The organism is Klebsiella sp. KP20-425-1, assembly GCF_025813515.1.
In the GTDB taxonomy this organism is placed as follows: Bacteria; Pseudomonadota; Gammaproteobacteria; order Enterobacterales; family Enterobacteriaceae; genus Klebsiella; species Klebsiella pneumoniae.
Window position 1 is genome coordinate 2,593,577 of the sequence record NZ_CP109614.1, and the last position, 19,663, is coordinate 2,613,239.

Annotated in this window: 18 protein-coding genes; 14 read left to right on the forward strand and 4 right to left on the reverse strand. The window is 56.4% G+C overall.

What is annotated here, in order from left to right:
- The first annotated feature begins 7 nt into the window (after nucleotides 1–7).
- The 5 genes from OHJ17_RS12780 (at nucleotide 8) to OHJ17_RS12800 (ending at nucleotide 6,027) form a co-directional block, all read left to right on the forward strand.
- Complete coding sequence (locus tag OHJ17_RS12780) at nucleotides 8–1,345, forward strand: MFS transporter (RefSeq protein ID WP_004143425.1); 1,338 nt, start codon at nucleotides 8–10, stop codon at nucleotides 1,343–1,345.
- Between the two features lie 13 nt (nucleotides 1,346–1,358).
- Nucleotides 1,359–2,237, forward strand: coding sequence for an SMP-30/gluconolactonase/LRE family protein (locus OHJ17_RS12785; protein WP_032412230.1), 879 nt, complete (start codon nucleotides 1,359–1,361; stop codon nucleotides 2,235–2,237).
- Between the two features lie 76 nt (nucleotides 2,238–2,313).
- Nucleotides 2,314–3,684 carry an MFS transporter gene (locus OHJ17_RS12790; RefSeq protein WP_072196917.1) on the forward strand — a complete coding sequence of 457 codons (1,371 nt, stop codon included), beginning with the start codon at nucleotides 2,314–2,316 and terminating at the stop codon, nucleotides 3,682–3,684.
- A 13-nt stretch (nucleotides 3,685–3,697) separates the two neighbouring features.
- Complete coding sequence (locus OHJ17_RS12795; RefSeq protein ID WP_004176182.1) at nucleotides 3,698–4,873, forward strand: glycerate kinase; 1,176 nt, start codon at nucleotides 3,698–3,700, stop codon at nucleotides 4,871–4,873.
- Nucleotides 4,870–6,027, forward strand: a complete 1,158-nt coding sequence (locus OHJ17_RS12800) for a CdaR family transcriptional regulator (RefSeq protein ID WP_002904834.1) — start codon at nucleotides 4,870–4,872, stop codon at nucleotides 6,025–6,027. Before OHJ17_RS12795 ends, OHJ17_RS12800 begins: the two co-directional genes overlap by 4 nt.
- 82 nt (nucleotides 6,028–6,109) lie before the next feature.
- Here OHJ17_RS12800 and OHJ17_RS12805 read toward each other — a convergent pair whose 3' ends face one another.
- A complete protein-coding gene (locus OHJ17_RS12805; protein ID WP_032433106.1) occupies nucleotides 6,110–6,985 on the reverse strand; it encodes an NAD(P)-dependent oxidoreductase in 876 nt (291 codons plus the stop codon).
- A 111-nt stretch (nucleotides 6,986–7,096) separates the two neighbouring features.
- A complete protein-coding gene (locus tag OHJ17_RS12810) occupies nucleotides 7,097–7,981 on the reverse strand; it encodes a LysR family transcriptional regulator (RefSeq protein ID WP_002904829.1) in 885 nt (294 codons plus the stop codon).
- Between the two features lie 111 nt (nucleotides 7,982–8,092).
- Here OHJ17_RS12810 and OHJ17_RS12815 point away from each other — a divergent pair, with 111 nt between their 5' ends.
- A complete protein-coding gene (locus OHJ17_RS12815; protein WP_002904827.1) occupies nucleotides 8,093–8,836 on the forward strand; it encodes a sulfite exporter TauE/SafE family protein in 744 nt (247 codons plus the stop codon).
- A gap of 5 nt (nucleotides 8,837–8,841) precedes the next feature.
- Here OHJ17_RS12815 and OHJ17_RS12820 read toward each other — a convergent pair whose 3' ends face one another.
- Complete coding sequence (locus tag OHJ17_RS12820) at nucleotides 8,842–9,540, reverse strand: GntR family transcriptional regulator (RefSeq protein ID WP_002904825.1); 699 nt, start codon at nucleotides 9,538–9,540, stop codon at nucleotides 8,842–8,844.
- Between the two features lie 267 nt (nucleotides 9,541–9,807).
- On the opposite strand from OHJ17_RS12820, the gene OHJ17_RS12825 reads away from it, so the two are divergent.
- The 7 genes from OHJ17_RS12825 to iroE all read left to right on the forward strand — a co-directional run bounded on the left by OHJ17_RS12825 (nucleotide 9,808) and on the right by iroE (nucleotide 17,247).
- Nucleotides 9,808–11,340: a PTS transporter subunit EIIC gene (locus tag OHJ17_RS12825; RefSeq protein ID WP_004224762.1), complete on the forward strand. Its 1,533-nt coding sequence runs from the start codon at nucleotides 9,808–9,810 to the stop codon at nucleotides 11,338–11,340.
- 11 nt (nucleotides 11,341–11,351) lie between these two features.
- Nucleotides 11,352–12,680, forward strand: a complete 1,329-nt coding sequence (locus OHJ17_RS12830; RefSeq protein WP_023282578.1) for a 6-phospho-alpha-glucosidase — start codon at nucleotides 11,352–11,354, stop codon at nucleotides 12,678–12,680.
- Between the two features lie 744 nt (nucleotides 12,681–13,424).
- Nucleotides 13,425–14,870: a sugar porter family MFS transporter gene (locus tag OHJ17_RS12835; RefSeq protein ID WP_004143440.1), complete on the forward strand. Its 1,446-nt coding sequence runs from the start codon at nucleotides 13,425–13,427 to the stop codon at nucleotides 14,868–14,870.
- Nucleotides 14,860–15,303, forward strand: coding sequence for a PTS sugar transporter subunit IIA (locus tag OHJ17_RS12840; protein WP_002904819.1), 444 nt, complete (start codon nucleotides 14,860–14,862; stop codon nucleotides 15,301–15,303). The genes OHJ17_RS12835 and OHJ17_RS12840 overlap by 11 nt, the downstream gene beginning before the upstream one ends.
- 416 nt (nucleotides 15,304–15,719) lie before the next feature.
- A complete protein-coding gene (locus tag OHJ17_RS12845) occupies nucleotides 15,720–15,959 on the forward strand; it encodes a hypothetical protein (protein ID WP_002904816.1) in 240 nt (79 codons plus the stop codon).
- Between the two features lie 24 nt (nucleotides 15,960–15,983).
- Nucleotides 15,984–16,124 carry a hypothetical protein gene (locus OHJ17_RS12850; RefSeq protein WP_002904814.1) on the forward strand — a complete coding sequence of 47 codons (141 nt, stop codon included), beginning with the start codon at nucleotides 15,984–15,986 and terminating at the stop codon, nucleotides 16,122–16,124.
- Nucleotides 16,125–16,311: 187 nt separating this feature from the next.
- Nucleotides 16,312–17,247 carry a siderophore esterase IroE gene (iroE, locus tag OHJ17_RS12855; RefSeq protein WP_002904812.1) on the forward strand — a complete coding sequence of 312 codons (936 nt, stop codon included), beginning with the start codon at nucleotides 16,312–16,314 and terminating at the stop codon, nucleotides 17,245–17,247.
- Nucleotides 17,248–17,280: 33 nt separating this feature from the next.
- On the opposite strand, the gene OHJ17_RS12860 is transcribed toward iroE, so the two are convergent.
- Nucleotides 17,281–18,936 (reverse strand): putative bifunctional diguanylate cyclase/phosphodiesterase, encoded by a 1,656-nt coding sequence (locus tag OHJ17_RS12860; protein WP_032433103.1) that lies wholly within the window; start codon nucleotides 18,934–18,936, stop codon nucleotides 17,281–17,283.
- Between the two features lie 296 nt (nucleotides 18,937–19,232).
- Here OHJ17_RS12860 and OHJ17_RS12865 point away from each other — a divergent pair, with 296 nt between their 5' ends.
- A complete protein-coding gene (locus OHJ17_RS12865) occupies nucleotides 19,233–19,481 on the forward strand; it encodes a hypothetical protein (protein ID WP_002904810.1) in 249 nt (82 codons plus the stop codon).
- Nucleotides 19,482–19,663 lie beyond the last annotated feature (182 nt).

Genomic DNA, 19,663 nt, shown 5'->3' on the forward strand with positions numbered 1-19,663 from the left:
AATAACCATGTCCGCAATAAATGAAAAGGCGGTAAACGGGACGCAGCTGCAACGCACCCATAAAAAAATCTACCGCCATTTGATGCCGCTGCTTATCGTGGCGTACATCATCAGCTTTATTGATCGTACCAATATTGGCATGGCGAAAGCGACCATGTCGGTGGATATCGGCCTTTCCGCAACCGCATTCGGCCTCGGGGCCGGGTTGTTTTTTCTCACCTACGCAGTGCTGGAGATCCCCAGTAACCTGTTTCTCACCCGGATTGGCGCACGGCGCTGGATAGCTCGCATCATGATTACCTGGGGCATCCTCTCCTGCGGTATGGCGTTTGTCACCGGGCCTACATCCTTTTACGTGATGCGCCTTCTGCTCGGCGCCGCCGAAGCGGGACTCTATCCGGGCATTATTTACTACCTCACCCTCTGGTTTGGCCGCGAAGAGCGCGCAAAAGCCACCGGCCTGTTCCTGCTGGGGGTCTGTCTGGCCAATATTATCGGCGCGCCGCTGGGCGGATTGTTATTAAGCCTTGATGGCATGTCCGGCTGGCACGGCTGGCAGTGGATGTTCTTTATCGAAGGGCTGCCTGCGATAGCGCTGGCGTTCGTCGTCTGGCGCAGACTGCCGGATAAACCAGCCGACGCCCGCTGGCTGGACAGCGACGATGTGCAAGCCATTAACGCAGTACTGGCGAAAGAAGCCGAGGAAACGCGCCATACGCCGAGCCGTTTCTCCCTGAAAACCGCGCTGTCCACCCGAGTGTTTTTGTTGCTGGTGCTGATTTACTTTACCCACCAGTTTTCGGTTTACGGCCTGAGTTATTTCCTGCCGGGGATCATCGGTAGCTGGGGCCAGCTTACTCCGCTGCAGATTGGTCTGCTGACCGCCATCCCGTGGATTGCCGCCGCCGCGGGTGGGATCCTGCTGCCGCGATTCGCCCGCACGGAACAGCGTTCCCGCAGCATGCTGATGGCCGGATATCTGGTCATGGCGACCGGCATGGCGATTGGCGCCATTGCCGGCCACGGTGTGGCGCTGCTTGGCTTCTCGCTGGCCGCTTTCATGTTCTTCGCTATGCAATCCATCATCTTTAACTGGCTCCCGTCCATCATGAGCGGGCATATGCTGGCGGGCAGCTTCGGCCTGCTCAACTGCCTCGGGCTGTGCGGGGGCTTTCTCGGGCCGTTTATTCTCGGCGCGTTTGAGGACCGCACCGGTGCGGCAACGTCCGGCTTATGGTTCGCTGTCGCGCTATTGATTATCGGCGCGCTGGTGTCCCTGTTTCTCAAAAGTTCCTCATCCCCAGGCTCCGTATCGGCGAAACAGGCCCACGGCGAAAAAGTGTAATCAGGAGGCCATTATGCGCATTGAAGTGTTACTGGATTTAAAAACCCGACTCGGCGAAAGCCCGGTCTGGGATGTCGAACAGCAGCGTCTTTGGTGGGTGGACAGCCTCGACGGGCGCCTGTTCGCCTGCAACGCGCAGGGCGGCGCGATCAAGAGCTGGGACGTGCGACAGAAAATTGGCTCTTTCGCCCTGCGCCAGAACGGCGAAGGCGCGGTGGTGGCGCTGCAGAATGGCGTTCATCTGCTCGACTTCGCCAGCGGCGAGCTGACGCTGTTGCACCATCCGGAAGCGGACCGACCCTTTAACCGGCTCAACGACGGCAAAGTCGATCGTCAGGGACGCTTTCTGTTCGGGTCAATGGATATGCGCGAAGAGGAACCGAGCGGCGCGCTATATCGCCTGGACCCCGATCTGTCCCTGCACGTGCTGAAGAAAGACATTATCGTCTCTAACGCCCCCTGCTGGAGCCCCTCCGGCGAGACCTTCTATTTTGCCGATACCTGGACGGGCGAAATCTGCGCCTGGGACTACAACACCGCGACCGGCGATCTTTCCGGCGAACGGGTCTTTTGCCATGTCGATCGCAGCGAAGGCGGCGCGGCGGACGGCGCCACCGTGGACAGCGAAGGCTATCTGTGGAACGCGCTGGTCTACGCGGGCAAGCTGGTGCGCTATACCCCGGAGGGCAAGGTCGATCGCATCATTGAGATGCCGGTGAAAAAAGTGACCAGCGTGATGTTCGGCGGCGAAAACCTTGATGTGCTGTACGTCACCTCCATGGCGCAGCCGCCCCTGCCGCGCTTCCCGGCAGATAATCAGCTGCGCGGCAGCCTGTTCGCCATTTACGACCTGGGCGTGACCGGCGTAGCGGAACGGCGCTTCGCCGGCTAAACGAACCACCGGCTCGCCGCGATAACAATAATACCCGGCGAACTGACTCTGACCCTGACACCAGGCGGCGCGCATCATGCTGTCGCGACGCCGCGGAGTAAACACGACTATGACAACAATCAATCACACACCTGCCGGCGAACAACGTGGCAAAAAGCGGCTGATACATCGCTTCTCCTGGGTTTCGCTACTGGTTTGCTGGCTAATCTGGGTGCTTAACGCCTACGATCGCGAGATGATCCTGCGCCTTGGCCCGGTCATCTCTAAGGAGTTCTCGCTCTCGCCGGAACAGTGGGGCAATATCGTCGCCCTGATCATGGTAGCCCTTGCGGTGCTGGATATTCCCGGCTCCATCTGGAGCGATCGCTACGGGTCTGGCTGGAAACGAGCGCGCTTTCAGGTACCGCTGGTGCTGGGCTATACCGCGCTGTCTTTTATTTCCGGGATTAAAGCGATCAGCCACGGGCTGACGGCCTTTGTGCTGCTGCGCGTGGGCGTCAACCTTGGGGCCGGCTGGGGCGAACCCGTCGGCGTCAGCAACACCGCGGAGTGGTGGCCGAAAGAGAAGCGTGGTTTTGCGCTGGGGGTGCATCATACCGGCTATCCGATTGGCGCGCTGCTGAGCGGCGTGGTGGCAAGCCTGGTGCTTGCCACGTTTGGCGAAGGCAGCTGGCGCTACTGCTTCCTGCTGGCGCTGCTCGTCGCCATCCCGCTAATGATCTTCTGGGCAAAATATTCTACCGCCGACCGCATCAACACGCTTTATCAGCATATCGACAGCCAGGGGTTGACGCGCCCGGCGACGCAGGAAAGCAGCCATGTCGCCAAAGGCGAAGGGATGAAGACCTTTTTACGCACCCTGCGCAACCGCAATATTTCGCTGACGGCGGGCAATACCCTGCTGACGCAAATCGTCTATATGGGCATTAACGTTGTACTGCCCCCGTATCTTTATCACGTCTCCGGCCTGTCGCTGGCGGCGTCCGCCGGGCTGAGTATTATCTTCACGCTTACCGGTACCCTGGGTCAGGTAATCTGGCCCTGGCTGTCGGATAGCTTTGGCCGTAAACGAACCCTGATCGTCTGCGGTCTGTGGATGAGTATCGGCATTGCGCTGTTCTATTTCGCCACCAATATGCCGTGCCTTATCGCCATTCAGCTATTTTTTGGCCTGGTGGCCAATGCCGTGTGGCCTATCTACTACGCCATGGCGTCGGACTCCGCCGAAGAACGCGCCACCTCTACCGCTAACGGAATTATCACCACGGCGATGTTTATCGGCGGCGGCATTTCGCCATTGCTTATGGGCTGGCTCATTCAGTTTGGCGGCGGCTGGGAAAATCCAGCGGGTTATATCTACGCCTTCTTTACCATGGCGGGATGTGCGCTGCTGGGGATGTTATTACAGCTCATGACCACCGATAAAACGCCGCGCAAAGCGCATTAACGCAGGAGAACGTATGAAGATTGTTATCGCGCTGGATTCGTTTAAAGGTAGCTGTAGCGCGCAGGCCGCTTGCGCAGCGGTAGCCCAGGGATTGCGCCGGGTTGACCAGACGCTGGTGCTGGTCGAAATGCCCGTGTCCGACGGCGGAGAGGGACTGCTGTCGACTCTGGCGGATAGTCCGTTGCTTGAGGGGGCGGTGTGGCAACAGCAGCGCTGTACCTCGCCTTATGGCCTCTCCCTGCAGGCGGATTTCCTGATCCTGCCCGGCGAGCGGGCCATTATCGAGATGGCGCAAAGCTGTGGGCTCGAACTCACGCCGCCAGCGCAGCGGGATGTGCGTCAGGCCAGCAGCTACGGGCTGGGCGAACAGGTAAAGGCGGCGCTGGACGCCGGGTGTCGGCATTTGATTATCGGCCTGGGCGGCAGCGCGACCAACGATGGCGGCATCGGTTTTGCCCAGGCGCTCGGCGCGCGCTTCTGGCGTAAGGACGGCACCCTGCTGCCGGCTCCCGCGGCAGGTCAGGACCTGGCGCATATTCAGCGCATCGATTTGAGCGGTCTGGACCCGCGTCTACAGCAAAGCGAAATACAGGCCTCCTGCGATGTCACTAACCCTCTGCTTGGCGAGCATGGCGCCACCTGGGTGTATGGGGCGCAGAAAGGCGCGGACGAGGCGGCGCTCAGCGAGCTGGAGGCGGGAATGGCGCATTATAGCCAGCTGCTTACGCAAACCCTCGGATTCGACGTCAGCGGACGGCCCGGCGCCGGGGCCGCGGGCGGTATGGGGGCTGCGCTTATCGCCTATACCGGCGCCACGCTGCGTCCGGGCATTGACCTGGTGCTGGAGCTGCTTAACGCCGACGGCCATCTTCGCGATGCCGCGCTGACGATCGTGGGTGAAGGCTGGCTCGATCGGCAGAGCGCCTTTGGTAAGGCTCCGGTGGGCGTGGCAGGCAAAGCCGCACGCCATGGCGTGCCGGTTGTGGCCCTTTGCGGCGGGCGTGATGAGAGCAGCCGGCAATTATATCAACACCATATTGACGCAATGTGGTCTATTTGCCAGCGCCCTATGGCGCTGGCAGAGTCGATGAACACATGCGAACCGCTCCTCGCCGACGCCGCGGAGAATGTTCTACGAACCTTTCTGAGCGGGTGGCGCGGAGAGGCACATAAGCGGATAACTGTATGATTATTACAACAGCGCTGGCTAATGAAATTGTCGCCCGGGCAATGGCGATAATTCATCATAACGTGAATGTCATTGACCATCATGGACAGATCATTGCCTCAGGTGAACGGCATCGTATCGGCGAACAGCATGAAGTCGCCCGGGAGGTAATACGCACCGGGAAACGCATTTGTATTAACAACGCCGCGGAAGCCGCGCGTTTTCACAACGTGCATCCTGGTATTAATCATCCCATTATCTATGACGATCGCGTGGTGATGGTGGTAGGCATCAGCGGCGATCCCGCGGCGATAAGCCGCTATGCTGAACTGGCGGTGCTCACCGCCGAACTGCTGGTCCGCCAGGCCATAGAGATGCGGGAAACCAACTGGCGGCAACGTCTGCGTGACACCTTGTTTTGTCAGTATCTGGAACAAGGGGCTACGCCCGCCGGGCAAGAAGCGCTTCATCGCCTGCTGGAACTTGGTTTCGATTTTGATACACCGCGGGTTCCGATCGTAGTGACCGTGCAGGTCGAACAGCATCAGTTAAGCGACATACTGAGTACGCTGTTGCGGGAATTCTCGCAGCTCTCCGGCGTAAGTGACGTTATTTTGCTGGGCAGCCATGAAATATTGATCCTCAACGCGCTAAGCGAAGCCCAGGAAACCCTGCTGCGGGGCATTGAGTTTGTACTGAGTAATCAGATAAGCCATTACCATATCGGGATTGGCGTGCAGGCGGACAGCGCCCCGGACATTCGCGAGGCCATTCGGTTCGCCCGCTCGGTGATCGAAGTGGGTAGCAAAGTGCAGCCGCAGCGGCAGATCTACTACTTTCGCGAAATGGCAATGCTCTGCCTGTTCAGGGTGCTGGAAGACAGCTATATGGTCAATTTTTTTATCAATAACGTACGCCAGCTGCTTGAGCATGATTCCGGCGAAGTACTGCTGGATACCCTGAGCAGCTTTATTGCCAATAATGCCGAACCGGGCAAAACGTCGCTGCTGTTGGGGATTCATCGTAATACGCTCACCTATCGGCTGCAGCAAATTAAAAAGCATATACAGCTCGATCCGATGGTCTTCACCGACCTGACGCAGCTGGCGGTGTCGGTACACTGTTATCGCCGGCTGAATCCGCGCCAGAGCGAATGGATTGATAGCTTAAGCTAACGTACGGTAGATTCGAATTGATGCCCCATCCGCCAGGATAAGTGGCCACCATGGCCACTTCTTTCCTGGCGTGGGTAGGAAACTACGCTTTTGACGACGGCGACAGCCACTGATATACCGCAGACAAATCCTCTCCGGCATATCCCGCGTCCGCCGCCTGCTGCCACAGTTCGGCGATGTTTTCCAGCCCCGGCATGGTGTGCGGCTCGGCCAGGGAAAGCGCCAGCCGGGCATCTTTCAGGGCATGCGCCAGCTGCATCTGCGGGGTAAACTGCTCGCTGGCGATGGCGTCCAGTTTCACTTTGACATAGGGCGCCGCCAGCGGGCCGCCTTCCAGGGCGCTCCACAGCTGGTCGGGGGTGAAGCCCAGCGTCTTCGCCAGCTGGGCGCTTTCCGCGATGCCCTGCATCATCGAAATCAGCCAGGCATTGAGGACCAGCTTCATTTTCTGGCTGTTGCCCGCCTCGCCAAACCACAGCGTCCCGCGGGAGATAGCCGCAAACACCGGTTCGGCAGCGGCGCCCTTTTCCCTATCGCCGCTGGCGAGCACCAGGATCTGTGCCTTCTCCGCTGGGGCTTTGGTCCCCGACACCGGGGCATCGATATAGGTCATCGCTGGCTGAAGTTCCCGCAACAACGCGATGGCCTGCCGGGTCTCCGGCAGGCCAATGGTGCCCATCTGGCAATAGATCGCCTGCGGCTGACAGGCGGGCGCGATTTGCGCCAGTACCTCGAGGGTGGCCTCGCCGTCGGCGAGCATACTGATGATCACCTCGGCATCGGCCACCGCCTGCTGCGGCGTGGCGTGCAGAGATAACCCATGCGCCTGTAAATCTTCGCCGCGGGCTGGCGAACGGTTCCAGCCGGCAACGGTAAAGCCGTTTTTCAGCAGGTTACTGGCAAAAGCGTGTCCCATGGCGCCGAGTCCCAGCACCGCGACCTTTGGTAATGTACTCATCTTGTCTGTCCTGATTCGCGTCTTAATAAAAGCGGACCTCTACTATCGCATCTCTGGCACGGATGTCAGTAGCAATAACGGGCATGAAAAGTGACACTGTCACTGATGTTCTCAAGGCTGACGAAGCCATTCCAGTAAGCGGCGCATCGCTGGCGACAGGCTGGCGTCATCCTGGTAGCACAGGCACAAACGGCGCTGCGCCCAGCGGTCCTGTAACCCGATGACGGCAAACGAATAGCGCTGCCGGTAACGCTCGGCAATAACGCGCGGCAGGATCGCCCCGCCGGCGCCGTGCGCCACCATCTCGCAAAGCCCTGCAAAATGGCTCATCCTGACCCGAACGTTTAGCGCCTGGCCGAGTTCAGCTGCGTGCTGTTCGATATGCTGCTGTAGCGCACTGGTCTGATAGAGGGCGACCAACGGCTCGTTGAGCACCGCCGCAAACGCCACTTCCTCTTTTTCGGCCAGAGGGCGAGCTGGCGGCACGATCAGCACCAGCGGGTCGTCAGCGACGGGATCGAGGCGCAGCGGCCCGGGGTCGACCGCATCGGACACCACTCCGGCCTGCGCCACGCCCGCCAGGATACAGCTGACGATATCCGCGCTGGTGCGTTCTTCGGTTTCGATCTGCACCGCCGGGTGCGCTGCCATCCAGGCGGCGAGCTTCCCCGGCAGAAAAGCCGACATCGCCGAGGTGTTGGCGAACAGGCGCAGCGTCCCCCGCTGACCGCAGGCGAAGGCGTGCATCGCCTGGCGCAGACGCTGCTGCTGCGCAAGAAGCGGGCGGGCATGGCGCGCCAGTACCTCCCCGGCCTCTGTCATCGTCACTCCGCGGGCATGACGGTGCAACAGCGGCACGCCGATCTCGGCCTCCATCTTGCGCAGCCTCTCACTGGCGGACGCCAGGGCCAGATGGGCATTCGCCGCTCCGCCGGTGATACTGCCGGTATCCACGATGGCGATAAATAGCCGCAGATCGGCCAGATCCAGTCGCATCAGGCCCTCCTTTCCCTTCGGTTTTTCCGTAGTCTATGGCCAACATACCGCATTGTGGCCCTCACGACCAGCTGTTTCAATGCCCCTTTCTACCCTGAAAAGTGAGCCATAATGTTCGATTTACACACGATCTCTTTCCTGTTGATCTTTATTGCCGCCGGGCTGGTCAAAGGGGTGACCGGCATGGGATTGCCCACCGTGGCGATGGGCCTGCTTGGCCTGCTGATGCCGCCGCAGGCCGCAGCGGCGCTGCTGGTGCTTCCCTCGCTGCTCACCAATCTCTGGCAGTTACTGGCAGGCCCGGCGCTGGCGCAGATTGTACGCCGTCTCTGGCTTATGATGACCGGGATTATTATTGGCACGTTGGCCGGGTCCTCACTGCTGATCGGCCTCAATCCTCGGTGGTCGGCGCTGGCGCTTGGCGCCGCATTGATAGTCTATGCCGGGTATGCGCTCTGCAGTCCGGTGTTTCAGGTTTCCGGCCGCGTGGAGAAGTGGCTGTCGCCGCTCATGGGCGGGCTGACCGGCGTTATCACCGGGGCGACCGGGGTATTTGTTATTCCGGCCGTTCCCTGGCTACAGGCGCTGGGCTTTCGTCGCGACGAGCTGGTGCAGGCCCTGGGGTTGTCGTTCACCCTTTCCACTCTGGCGTTGGCGGCCGGCCTCGCCCTGCACGATGGCTGGCATGATGATGCATGGCTATTGTCTGCGCTGGCGCTGTTGCCGGCGCTGCTCGGCATGTGGCTGGGACAGCGGATCCGCTCGCGTCTCAGCCCGCAGCGCTTTCGTCAGGGCTTTCTGTTGTTCCTGCTGGCGCTGGGGATAGAGCTGATCGCCCGGGGATGGCTGGTCTGAATCCTCTAGCGGCGGGTAATGTGCTTCACATTGTACTTACTGGTGTTCTGGTAGATCTCTGAGAAATCGACGATCGCCCGGTTCTGGGCGTAGCTGATCGACTGCACCCGCAGCAGGAGGCTGTTTGGCGCCACCTGCAGCAGCTCCGCCTGCTCACGGGTCGCCAGCACCGGGGTATAGCTGCGGTGGCTCTCGATGATGGTGATATGGCACTCTTTTTTGAAATAGTTGAACTTAGACTGCTCGAGGTTACCCACGCTGAGCCAGGGGAAGGTGGCGAAGGGGATATAGCTGTTTTCCACCAGGATTGGGACCTCATCGATCAGCCGCAGCCGTCTGACGTAATACACTTTCTCCCCCGGCTGGATCTTTAACTGCTGGGCAATGGCTGGCGGGGCATCAAGCAGCGTAAATTCAATAACTTTGTTACGGTAGTTGGTGACGCCCACCACCTGCATCTGGTAGTTAAAGCCCTCCAGTTCCCCGCCATGATAGTTACTTTTACGCACAATACAGGTTCCGCTGCCGTGCCGCCGCGCGATCAGCTTTTCTTCCTCCAGTAGCGCCAGCGCTTTGCGCAGCGTCATCACCGAGACCTTCAGCTCCGCGGCGAGCGCTTTTTCGCTGGGCAGCATATCGCCGACGGCATAGTCGTCGCTGTTGATGCGGGTCCTCAGTTCAGTGGCAATCTTTTTATAAATCACTTTTAGATGTCTCGATGGAGTGGCGCCAGTCAACGGTAACCATGAATAACTTCATGTAATTAGATGATTATTTTTATCTTGCAGCGAAAAAATCAACAATGACACATCTATAAATCACGCCATATTTATATATCTGTCCAGCAATAATATATATGACTTTCGTCACAGATGGCCCTTTTCCTGCTCGGGATCCCGGTGGTCTGCTCCTAGTCTGATAAGCCTATTCATCAGGTGATGACAGCGGTCTGCAAAGACGAGAGGACAACCATGATTGGAGTGAAAAAGCTTCAGGACTTTTCCAAGGCGATGATCGGGCCGGTGCTGTATCTGCCAGCTATCGGCCTGTTGATCGCCCTGTTCAGCATGACGACCAACCGGCTGTGGGTGGATGAAAGCAGCGGGCTCTACCTGATGGGGAAATTTGTCTCCAGTATGCTCTGGGCGCTGATGAACCATCTTGGGTTTCTGTTCTGCCTTGGGCTGGCCAGCGGTCTGGCGAAAACCCGCAAGGCCGAAGCGGCCTTCGTGGCGGCCATGACCTGGCTGATGTACCTGGCGGCGAATAATAGCTGGCTAACCCTCACCCATCGCCTGGCGACCGGAACCACCAACGCGCAACTGTACGGCAGCGGACAAACTTTTATCTTCGGTTTTCAGGTTATCGATATGGGCGTATTCCTTGGGATTATCCTTGGCTGCGCTGTCGCCTTTGTCCATAATCGCGTGGTTGGGATTGAGTTTCGCGGCGCGCTGTCGATCTACGGCAACAGTAAGCTGGTGCTGATCGTGATGCTGCCGCTGGTTGGCATGTTCGCCATCGCCACCGTCTATCTCTGGCCGGTAGTGGAGCTGGGCATCTCGGCGCTGACCGGCTTTATGAAATCCTTTGGCGCCATCGGGGTCTTCCTGTACGGCTTTCTCAACCGGTTCCTGATCCCCACCGGGCTGCATCATCTGATCTGGTCGCCGTTCGTTTTTACCTCTATCGGCGGTCAGCTGCTGATCGATGGTCAGACCGTCATTGGCGCTAAGCCTATTTTCCTGGCCGAAATCGCCCGCCACCCCGTTGACGCGCTCAGTGATTCCGCCCGTTTCCTCACCTATGGGATGGTGAAGATTTTTGGCACCGCCGGCATGGCGCTCGCCTTCTACCGTACGGCGAAAGCGGAGAATAAGCAGCGGTTGAAAGTCACGCTGATCCCCTTGATTGTTACCTCCGTCCTGGTGGGGATCACCGAACCTTTTGAGTTTCTCTTTATCTTCACCGCCCCGTTGCTGTGGCTTATCTACTCCCTGCTGGACGGTTTTTTCCAGATGCTGGCCTGGCTGCTTCACGTCAGGGTCTGCGCCACTAACGGTCTCATCGATTTCGTCGTCTATAACCTCCCGGCGGGAGTCAGCGCGACGCGCTGGCCGGTGTTTGTCGCCCTCGGTCTGCTGGAAACCGCGACCATGTACCTGGTCGGCACCTTCTGTATTACCCGTCTGCGGCTGCTCACCCCGGGCCGCGAAACCGCAGCCGAAGATGAGCATTCGCAACAGGCTAATAGCGAGCATCCGGATAAAGGCGCGCTGGTGATTGCCGGGCTGGGAGGAAAAGAGAATGTCTGTGCGGTGGGCAACTGTTTTACCCGTCTACGGGTTGATGTGCGGGACCCCGCCCTTATCCAGCAGACGCTGTTGAAAGAGAGCGGCGGGAGCAGCGTGCTGATTAAAGGAAACCATGTCCAGGTTATCTATGGCCTGGGAGTTAACAAAATTCGAACGGCGGTCAACGCCAGTCTGGGTGTTATTGAATAACGAGGTGGTAAATGAAAGATAATTTTGTGGTCACCATTGCCGGCGGCGGCAGTACTTATACCCCTGGGATTGTGATGATGTTACTGGAAAATATGTCGCGCTTTCCCCTGCGGGAGATCCGTCTGTATGACAACCATCACCAGCGTCAGAAGACTATCGGCGACGCCTGCGCCATCCTGGTGGCTGAACGCTTTCCACAGGTTAAGTTCAGCTATACCACCGATCCGCAGGCGGCCTTTACCGACGTCGATTTCGTGATGGCGCATATTCGCGTTGGCCTGTATGAGATGCGGGAAAAGGATGAAAAGATCCCGCTGAAATATGGCGTCCCGGGCCAGGAGACCTGTGGCCCGGGTGGGATTGCCTACGGTATGCGCTCGATTGCCGGGGTGCTGGAGCTGGTCGATTATATGCAGCAGTACGCTCCAGGTGCCTGGATGCTCAACTACTCCAACCCGGCGGCTATTGTCGCGGAAGCGACCCGTCGCCTGCGGCCCGACGCGCGCATCATCAACATCTGCGATATGCCGGTGGCTATCGAGGGTCTGTTCGCCGACATCCTCGGCCTGCCGTCGCGCAAAGCGCTGAACGTTCGTTACTATGGCCTGAACCACTTCGGCTGGTGGACCAGCATCACCGATAAAGCCGGTAACGATTTGATGCCGGCGCTGAAGCGTCACGTGGCGGAGCAGGGATACAGCAGCCCAAAAGAAGACTTTCAGCATAAGGCGCCGAGTTGGATCGAGACCTTTAAAAAGGTGAAGGATGTGTTTGCCCTCGATCCGACGACGCTGCCTAACACCTATCTGAAATACTATCTCTACCCGGACTATGAAGTGGCGCATTCCGACCCGGAGTTTACGCGGGCCAACGAGGTGATGGCCGGACGCGAAAAAGAGGTCTTTGATATGGCCCGGGAGATCACCCGTCGCGGCACGGCGGAAGGCGCGCATTTCCATGCCGGGGCCCATGCCACCTTTATCGTCGACCTTGCCTGCGCCATCGCCTTTAACACCCAGGAGCGGATGCTGTTGATCGTCGAGAACAACGGAGCCATCGCCAACTTCGATGAGACGGCGATGGTGGAAGTCCCCTGCCTGGTGGGCGTCAACGGTCCGGAACCGCTGGCGATGGGGAAAATCCCGGCATTCCAGAAAGGGTTGATGGAGCAGCAGGTGGCAGTTGAGAAACTGGTGGTTGACGCCTGGATTGAGGGCAGTTACCAGAAACTGTGGCAGGCCATCGCCCTGTCGAAAACGGTGCCCAGCGCTTCGGTGGCGAAAGCCATCCTCGATGAACTGATCGTCGCCAACGAAGGCTACTGGCCCGCACTGCACTGATCTTTTTCGTGATGGGTAAGATGCAGAGAATCCCCCTTCTCTGCATTTTTACCCGGTGTTTCCCCCGGTGATGCATTCATCCTTAACCTCCGCCCCCGTGGGCAAAGCGAACCGCTCATTTCCCCTTCAGACCGGAGGTAAAAGGCCTCTATCTTCATTTTGCCCCGATCGTGACAATGAAATATAAATTCTATTCTTCAATATTATGGCGTAAAAATGTGATCTGCGTAGTATTCTCCGATTTACATTAACCCACTGAAAACAACATCGTTATTACCTCACTGTAAATTTAACCTGCTTTTCATGGGGATATACTCCCTTTAGCCTTTGTGATTGGCTTCATGCATTTACCATTCTGCAACACTGATTTGAAATTAAATTTTCATAATGTGATCTTGTTGCATGTTCATTCCATTTCTTTGTGCCATATTCTTACCACGGTAAATCGCCGGAGCGACAGCAACGTGCCACACCAGAGCGCTGTTCATCGGCAAATGTCGTCGCGACTGACGCACTAAAGACCGCTAACCCGCAAAGGAGAACGGATATCGACTACATCCATGTCAACACCAAGCCGTAAACCTCTTTGACCGCCATTGCTTAGCGTACCCTGCCTTGTGCTGAGCAATTACACAAAGAAGAAAATCATTTAATTCAGTTAGATACGACAACACAGGCGTGATAAATCCTGACTGGGGAGATGTATTTTTATCTTGTGTCGTTCAACAAAATAAAGGGACTACCATGTCATTTATAACAAACCTGAACCAGCAACAGAGAAAACGACTTCATCAGATCACCTTAGTGGCCACCTTCGGCGGCCTGCTTTTCGGTTACGACACCGGCGTTATCAACGGCGCCTTTTCCTCACTGAAGCAGTACATGGCGCTGACCCCAACCACCGAAGGGCTGGTAATGAGCGTTCTGCTGGTCGGCGCCGCGCTGGGAAGCGTGTTTGGCGGCAAATTTGCCGATTACTTCGGCCGGCGTAAATATTTACTCTTTCTCTCCTTTGTTTTTCTCATCGGCGCGTTGCTTTCCGCCGCGGCCCCCGATATCACTACCCTGCTGATTGCCCGCGCCCTGCTGGGCTATGCCGTCGGCGGCGCTTCGGTCACCGCCCCCACTTTTATTTCAGAAGTGGCGCCTACCGAGATGCGCGGCAAGCTGACCGGCCTGAATGAAGTCGCCATCGTCATTGGCCAGCTGGCGGCGTTTGCCATCAACGCGATCATTGGCATCATCTGGGGCCATCTGCCGGACGTCTGGCGCTATATGCTGCTGGTACAAGCGATTCCGGCCATCTGCCTGTTCGTTGGCATGTGGCGCGCGCCGGAAAGCCCGCGCTGGCTGATCAGCAAAAATCGTCATGATGAAGCGCTGCATATCCTCAAACAAATCCGCCCGGCGGAACGCGCGCAGAAGGAGTACGATGACATCTCTACCCTGATCAAAATTGAAGCTGGTAATAAGTACAGCGCCCAGAGCACCTTTGCGACGATTGTCAAAACACCCTGGATCCTCAAAATTTTGCTGGTCGGCATTACCTGGGCCGCACTGCAGCAAACCACCGGCGTTAACGTCATTATGTATTACGGTACGGAAATCCTGAGTGCCGCCGGTTTTTCCGAACGAACCTCGCTGATCTGCAACGTGCTGAACGGTGTTTTCTCCGTGGGCGGTATGCTGATCGGGGTACTGTTCCTTGTCGACCGCTTCAAACGTAAGACAATCATCATCTACGGTTTCGCCATTATGGCAACCCTGCATCTGATTATCGCCGCTGTCGATTACACCCTGGTGGGTGACCTGAAAGCTACCGCCATCTGGCTGCTGGGCGCGCTGTTCGTCGGCGTGATGCAGGGCTCCATGGGCTTTATTACCTGGGTGGTATTAGCCGAACTGTTCCCGCTGAAATTCCGCGGACTGTCGATGGGGATCTCGGTATTTTTCATGTGGATCATGAACGCGGTGGTCAGCTATCTGTTCCCGCTGCTGCAGGCAAAACTGGGCCTTGGGCCAGTCTTCTTTATCTTCGCCGCCATTAACTATTTAGCCATTCTTTTCGTGGTCTTTGCCCTGCCCGAGACCTCCAATAAATCGCTTGAGCAGTTAGAAGCAGAGCTGTCAGCAAACCATGAAGATAAAAAATCCACTCGTCTCACCAGGGAGGTTGGTTATGATCGATAACATCACGCTGGATAATCTGCATATTGGCTGCAAAGCCAGTAATAAAGCGGAAGTCATCGCCATGATCGGCGCGGAGTTTAAAGCCAAAGGCTATGTCAATCAGGAATGTGTCCACTTTCTGCTGGAGCGTGAACATCAGGTCTCGACCTTTTTAGGCAATGGCATCACCCTGCCGCATTTGCCGAAATCCGCGACGGATATCATCCTTAAAACCGGGATTGAGATCTATCAGTTTCCTGATGGCGTAATCTGGGATCGGAGCAATGTAATGTTTATTGCCATCGGCGTGATCGCGAAAGAGAAAGAGCATATTGACGTACTCAAGGAAATTGCCTCGATATTTAGCGATGAGCTGATCGCTAACGCACTGTCATTAATCTCCGACAAACATGATTTCCTGAAAATTCTGCAGCATAACGCCTTGCCCCATTAAGTATGACACCGACCGGAGCTCTGGCCCCGGTCGGATTTTCACCCCTCGCCCAGCAAACATGGCGAATAATCTGATTCTCCCCGTTATAACCTCAATGGTAATAATAACCAGAGAAACCAACGTATTGCTACTTGCTTGAAGTACGCGCATTAGCGCAGGCATCTCATAACTAAAAAACCATTAAAACAATGAGTTAAATATTCTCCAGGGCTACTGACCCTCAGGTTTATTGCTCGCGCTGTTAGCACCGTACGCCAGTGATTCCTGCGGTATTCCATTAGTTTTGATTTATATCAATACCTGTTCGATCGTTAAAATGCATTTTACAGCGCGATTATTTTAGCAGGGTGAATACGACATTGGTTTTACGATTGGGATATTTATTTAGCCGACCCGCAAGTCTGTGGGGATGGCTGATGTGTAATGCGTTTAACGGTATTGCGATTGTCCTCTGCTTTCGTGGCATAAGCAGCGTCACCGGTTTCAGCGAGGCGATCTGGCAGGTCATCATCACGCTGGCTATTATCATATCGACCTGGTACAGCGCTAACTATTTTGCTGCGCTGGAAGCTCGACGCGATAAACGACGCTATCTGCTGCTGGCCTGGGTGGTCATGACCATTCTGTTGAATTTTATTCACCTTGGCGGTGGTTAACGCCATTTATTAAAGGATCATACCATGACGCTGGCGATGCTGTTGGTGCTTATCAGCCACCATAAAGGGCTGACGCTCTTGCTGATCGTAATTATTGCGCTGCTGTTTATTGCGCTCACTCCGCTGGTCAAAAAACTGTTGAGTCACCTTCACGATCGTTCCTGAATTTTCTTTTATGACCGCCTACAGGGGGCCTTCTCTTCGTCATCTCCGTTTATCCCGCCACCCGCTCCCCCAGAATACAGTTTGTGGCAACGCCAGAAAAAGAAATGAGAACCATTATCATAAAAGCTGTGCTAACGTGTCAGCCCAACAATAACGCCAGAAGCAACAAAACAGGGGGACAGACGAGGTGAAGTTGAGTTCAGGGAGCATCACAACAGGTCGTACGAGCGGGCTGCTGACGCTGGCGATTGGCGCACTCTTCTACAGCAGCGGCAGTATTGCCCGGCCGGATCTTCAGCCGCTGGGGCCGAACGTTGCGGATAAAGGGTCGGCGTTTTACCACTTTACGCAACGCCAGTATGACTCTGCCGATGGCGAACGTCACTACCGGGTATGGACCGCAGTGCCGGACAAAGCCCCGCCCGCCGCCGGCTATCCGGTACTATATATGTTGGATGGCAACGCGGTGATGGATAAACTCGACGACGCGTTTCTGCAGCAGCTCTTCGCCGGCTCCCCGCCGGTGATCGTCGCTATCGGCTACCAGACCGCGCTGCCCTTTGATACCGCAGCCCGCGCCTGGGATTACACCCCACCGCTAAAGACGCATGAGCCTCGCGCCGGGAAACCCGCGCTACCGCCGCGTAAAACCGGCGGCAATGATGCTTTTCGCCAGCTGCTGACCGAAACGATGGTTCCCCAGACGGAAGCTAACCTGAAAATAGATCCCCACCAGCGCGCTATCTGGGGCCACTCCTACGGCGGATTGTTTGTGCTCGACGCGTGGAGGAAGGCTTCGCCGTTCGGGATCTACTATTCCGCCAGCCCGTCGCTAGGTCAGGCCCTGCAATCGCCTTTGCAGGCAAGCCAAAGTCTTGATGCCGTCCGCTTTCGCGGGAAATCGCTGTACCTACTCGAGGGTGACGGTAAAGCCCGTGGAGAGCCGTCCGGGCACGAGGCCTCGCTTGAGGTGTTGCGTCAAACCCAACAGCAGCTTGCCAGTAAAGGGTTGACCGTAGCCTTCTGGCGCTACCCCGGTCTGACGCACGGTCAGATGTTCGAGGTCTCGCTGCGTTCGGCGCTGCTGCATCTTTCCGGGCAGGCAGCGCTTGCGCATCAGTAACGCCCTTACGCCCACCAGCGGAGGGTGGGCGCATCAGCGCCGGTCGGGCAGGTGTTTGATATCGACCGGCTCGCCGAACAGAAATCCCTGCATCTCGTCACATCCCTCCTCTTCGAGGATCTGCAGTTGTCCAGCCGTTTCCACCCCCTCGGCGATAAGCGGCGTATTGATCGAATTGCCCAGCGAAATAATGGCTCGCACGAATGAGCGTACCTGAGGGTTGCTCTCCACATCTGTCATAAAGCTGCGGTCGAGTTTGATGACGTCGAAATGAAAATCGCGCAGCATGCTCAGGGAGGAGTAACCGGTGCCAAAGTCATCCAGCGCAATACTGATCCCCATTTTTTGCAGATGATGCAGAACGCTGAACGCCAGCTGTTTATTGATCACAAACGCCGTTTCGGTGACCTCAAACTCCAGCAGACTGACCGGGTAGGCGGTACGCATCAGGATCTCGCGGACTTTTTCGATAAAGCTACGATGGCGCAACTGCACCGGAGAGATATTGACCGAAACTTTTCTGTTCAAACCATTTTCCAGCGATTCGTTACACACCTGCTCGAGCACCCAGTAACCTAAGGGCACGATAGCGCCGCTCTCTTCGGCGATGGGAATAAACACGTCCGGCGGGATCGTCCCCAGCTGCGGATGCTGCCAGCGCAGCAGCGCCTCGTAACCGGTGATGCTACGATCTTTGATGTTGCGGATAGCCTGATAGTGGAGCGAAAACTCCCCGGCGTGAATACCGCGCCGGATATCGGCGGCCATCATATTGCGCTGCCGCGTCTTGTCATCCATTTCACGTTCATACCAGCAAATCTTATGGTCGAGGCTGCTTTTTGCCCGATACATAGCCAGATCGGAATTGCTCAGTATCGTATTAATATCCGTGCCGTCCTCCGGGTAGACTGAGATGCCAATGCTGGCGGAGAGAACCACTTCCGTCGCGGCAAACGTCTGCTTACCGCTGAAGCAGTGCCACAGGCGCGCAGCAAAGGCATCCACTTCACCCTCATCGGAAAAAGGTTTAACGGCCACAAACTCATCGCCGCCGAAGCGGGCGACCATCTCCTCCTTCTGCAGCGTTTTGAGCACGGCGCCCGCCACGCGCTGCAGCAGCTGGTCACCAATCAGATGGCCCTGCAGATCGTTAATCTCTTTAAATTTGTCTAAATCGATCGTGAAAATGGCAAAGCGGCGGGCATCATTTCCAGTGATCAGCTTCTCCACCCGATCAAAAAACTCCACTCGATTGGGTAAACCGGTTAACGCATCGTAGCGCGCCATCCAGGCGATGCGGTCGTTAATCGCCTTCTGTTCACTAATGTCGCGGGTAATTTTGGCAAAACCCAGCAGGGTGTTCTGCTCATCGCGGATGGTATCGATCATGACATGCGCCCAGAATCGGGACCCGTCTTTGCGATACCGCCAGCCTTCCCCTTCAAACTGCCCGCTACGCAGGGCGATTTCCAGGTTTTTTGCGGGTACACCGGAGAGTTGCTCAGCTTCGCTATAGAAGAGACCGAAGTGGCGACCGATGATCTCGTCGCTCAGGTACCCTTTTGCCCGGCGGGCGCCCTCATTCCAGCTAATGACCGTGCCGTCGGCGCTCAGCATATAGATGGCATAATCTTTAACGCTTTCAATAAAGTGGCGATAGGCAATATCCGTCAGGTGATCGTTACTCATGGTACAGCGCTCTCTGTGGCTCGGTCGTGGCAAAACGCATTAGATATAGCAGAATTACGCCTATTAAGAATACAAGGATATGGCCTTTTGTTGGCCTCTTTCTGACCCGGACACCGCAGTAGGCGCGGCGGACGCTCTCGTTAAGCGTAGTGGACCAGGCCGTCCGAAGGAGTGATATTCCCCGCGATTTTTGCACTTAGGTCGCCCACTAATAGTTACTTTTATTGATTAAAAAGTTTGATTGAAAGAATAAATAAAAGGAGTAATGTTAATAATACTTTCTATGGAGGTTAAATATGTTGCGTGATTATTTAAAAGTGGAAAAAGAAGACCAGCTTGTTGAACAACAGAGTCGGCATGACAATAGCCAGCATTATTCTTCGGTGACCGAATGGGTTATTTTAAGTAAAGATGGCCAGCGCAAAGGCCGGGTATCCCTGTTCGACCGCTTCACCACCCGCCGCTCCTGGAGCGACAGTTTCCGCATTACGCAGTTCGATAATGCGGGTAAAGTGGTGGTGGATAAACTCACTGACGCGCTGTAAATCCTTCGGATTCCCGGCCTGACGGGAGAATATTAATACGCAAAATTAACACCTGCATAAAATATATTGATGCGTCGCCATCATGTTATTTTCTTTCTGCATACCGATAATCTAATGGGTAATTTTCGCCATGGTGCACAGCGCGAATTTTTAACCCGAAAAAATGCTGAATATAAGCCCGC

What these genes read in the sequence shown, in the direction of transcription:
- OHJ17_RS12780 (WP_004143425.1), top strand. Translation starts at nt 8, where the DNA reads ATGTCCGCAATAAATGAAAAGGCGGTAAACGGGACGCAGCTGCAACGC.
- OHJ17_RS12785 (WP_032412230.1), top strand. Translation starts at nt 1,359, where the DNA reads ATGCGCATTGAAGTGTTACTGGATTTAAAAACCCGACTCGGCGAAAGC.
- OHJ17_RS12790 (WP_072196917.1), top strand. Translation starts at nt 2,314, where the DNA reads ATGCTGTCGCGACGCCGCGGAGTAAACACGACTATGACAACAATCAAT.
- OHJ17_RS12795 (WP_004176182.1), top strand. Translation starts at nt 3,698, where the DNA reads ATGAAGATTGTTATCGCGCTGGATTCGTTTAAAGGTAGCTGTAGCGCG.
- OHJ17_RS12800 (WP_002904834.1), top strand. Translation starts at nt 4,870, where the DNA reads ATGATTATTACAACAGCGCTGGCTAATGAAATTGTCGCCCGGGCAATG.
- OHJ17_RS12805 (WP_032433106.1), bottom strand. Translation starts at nt 6,985, where the DNA reads ATGAGTACATTACCAAAGGTCGCGGTGCTGGGACTCGGCGCCATGGGA.
- OHJ17_RS12810 (WP_002904829.1), bottom strand. Translation starts at nt 7,981, where the DNA reads ATGCGACTGGATCTGGCCGATCTGCGGCTATTTATCGCCATCGTGGAT.
- OHJ17_RS12815 (WP_002904827.1), top strand. Translation starts at nt 8,093, where the DNA reads ATGTTCGATTTACACACGATCTCTTTCCTGTTGATCTTTATTGCCGCC.
- OHJ17_RS12825 (WP_004224762.1), top strand. Translation starts at nt 9,808, where the DNA reads ATGATTGGAGTGAAAAAGCTTCAGGACTTTTCCAAGGCGATGATCGGG.
- OHJ17_RS12830 (WP_023282578.1), top strand. Translation starts at nt 11,352, where the DNA reads ATGAAAGATAATTTTGTGGTCACCATTGCCGGCGGCGGCAGTACTTAT.
- OHJ17_RS12835 (WP_004143440.1), top strand. Translation starts at nt 13,425, where the DNA reads ATGTCATTTATAACAAACCTGAACCAGCAACAGAGAAAACGACTTCAT.
- OHJ17_RS12840 (WP_002904819.1), top strand. Translation starts at nt 14,860, where the DNA reads ATGATCGATAACATCACGCTGGATAATCTGCATATTGGCTGCAAAGCC.
- OHJ17_RS12845 (WP_002904816.1), top strand. Translation starts at nt 15,720, where the DNA reads ATGTGTAATGCGTTTAACGGTATTGCGATTGTCCTCTGCTTTCGTGGC.
- OHJ17_RS12850 (WP_002904814.1), top strand. Translation starts at nt 15,984, where the DNA reads ATGACGCTGGCGATGCTGTTGGTGCTTATCAGCCACCATAAAGGGCTG.
- OHJ17_RS12860 (WP_032433103.1), bottom strand. Translation starts at nt 18,936, where the DNA reads ATGAGTAACGATCACCTGACGGATATTGCCTATCGCCACTTTATTGAA.
- OHJ17_RS12865 (WP_002904810.1), top strand. Translation starts at nt 19,233, where the DNA reads ATGTTGCGTGATTATTTAAAAGTGGAAAAAGAAGACCAGCTTGTTGAA.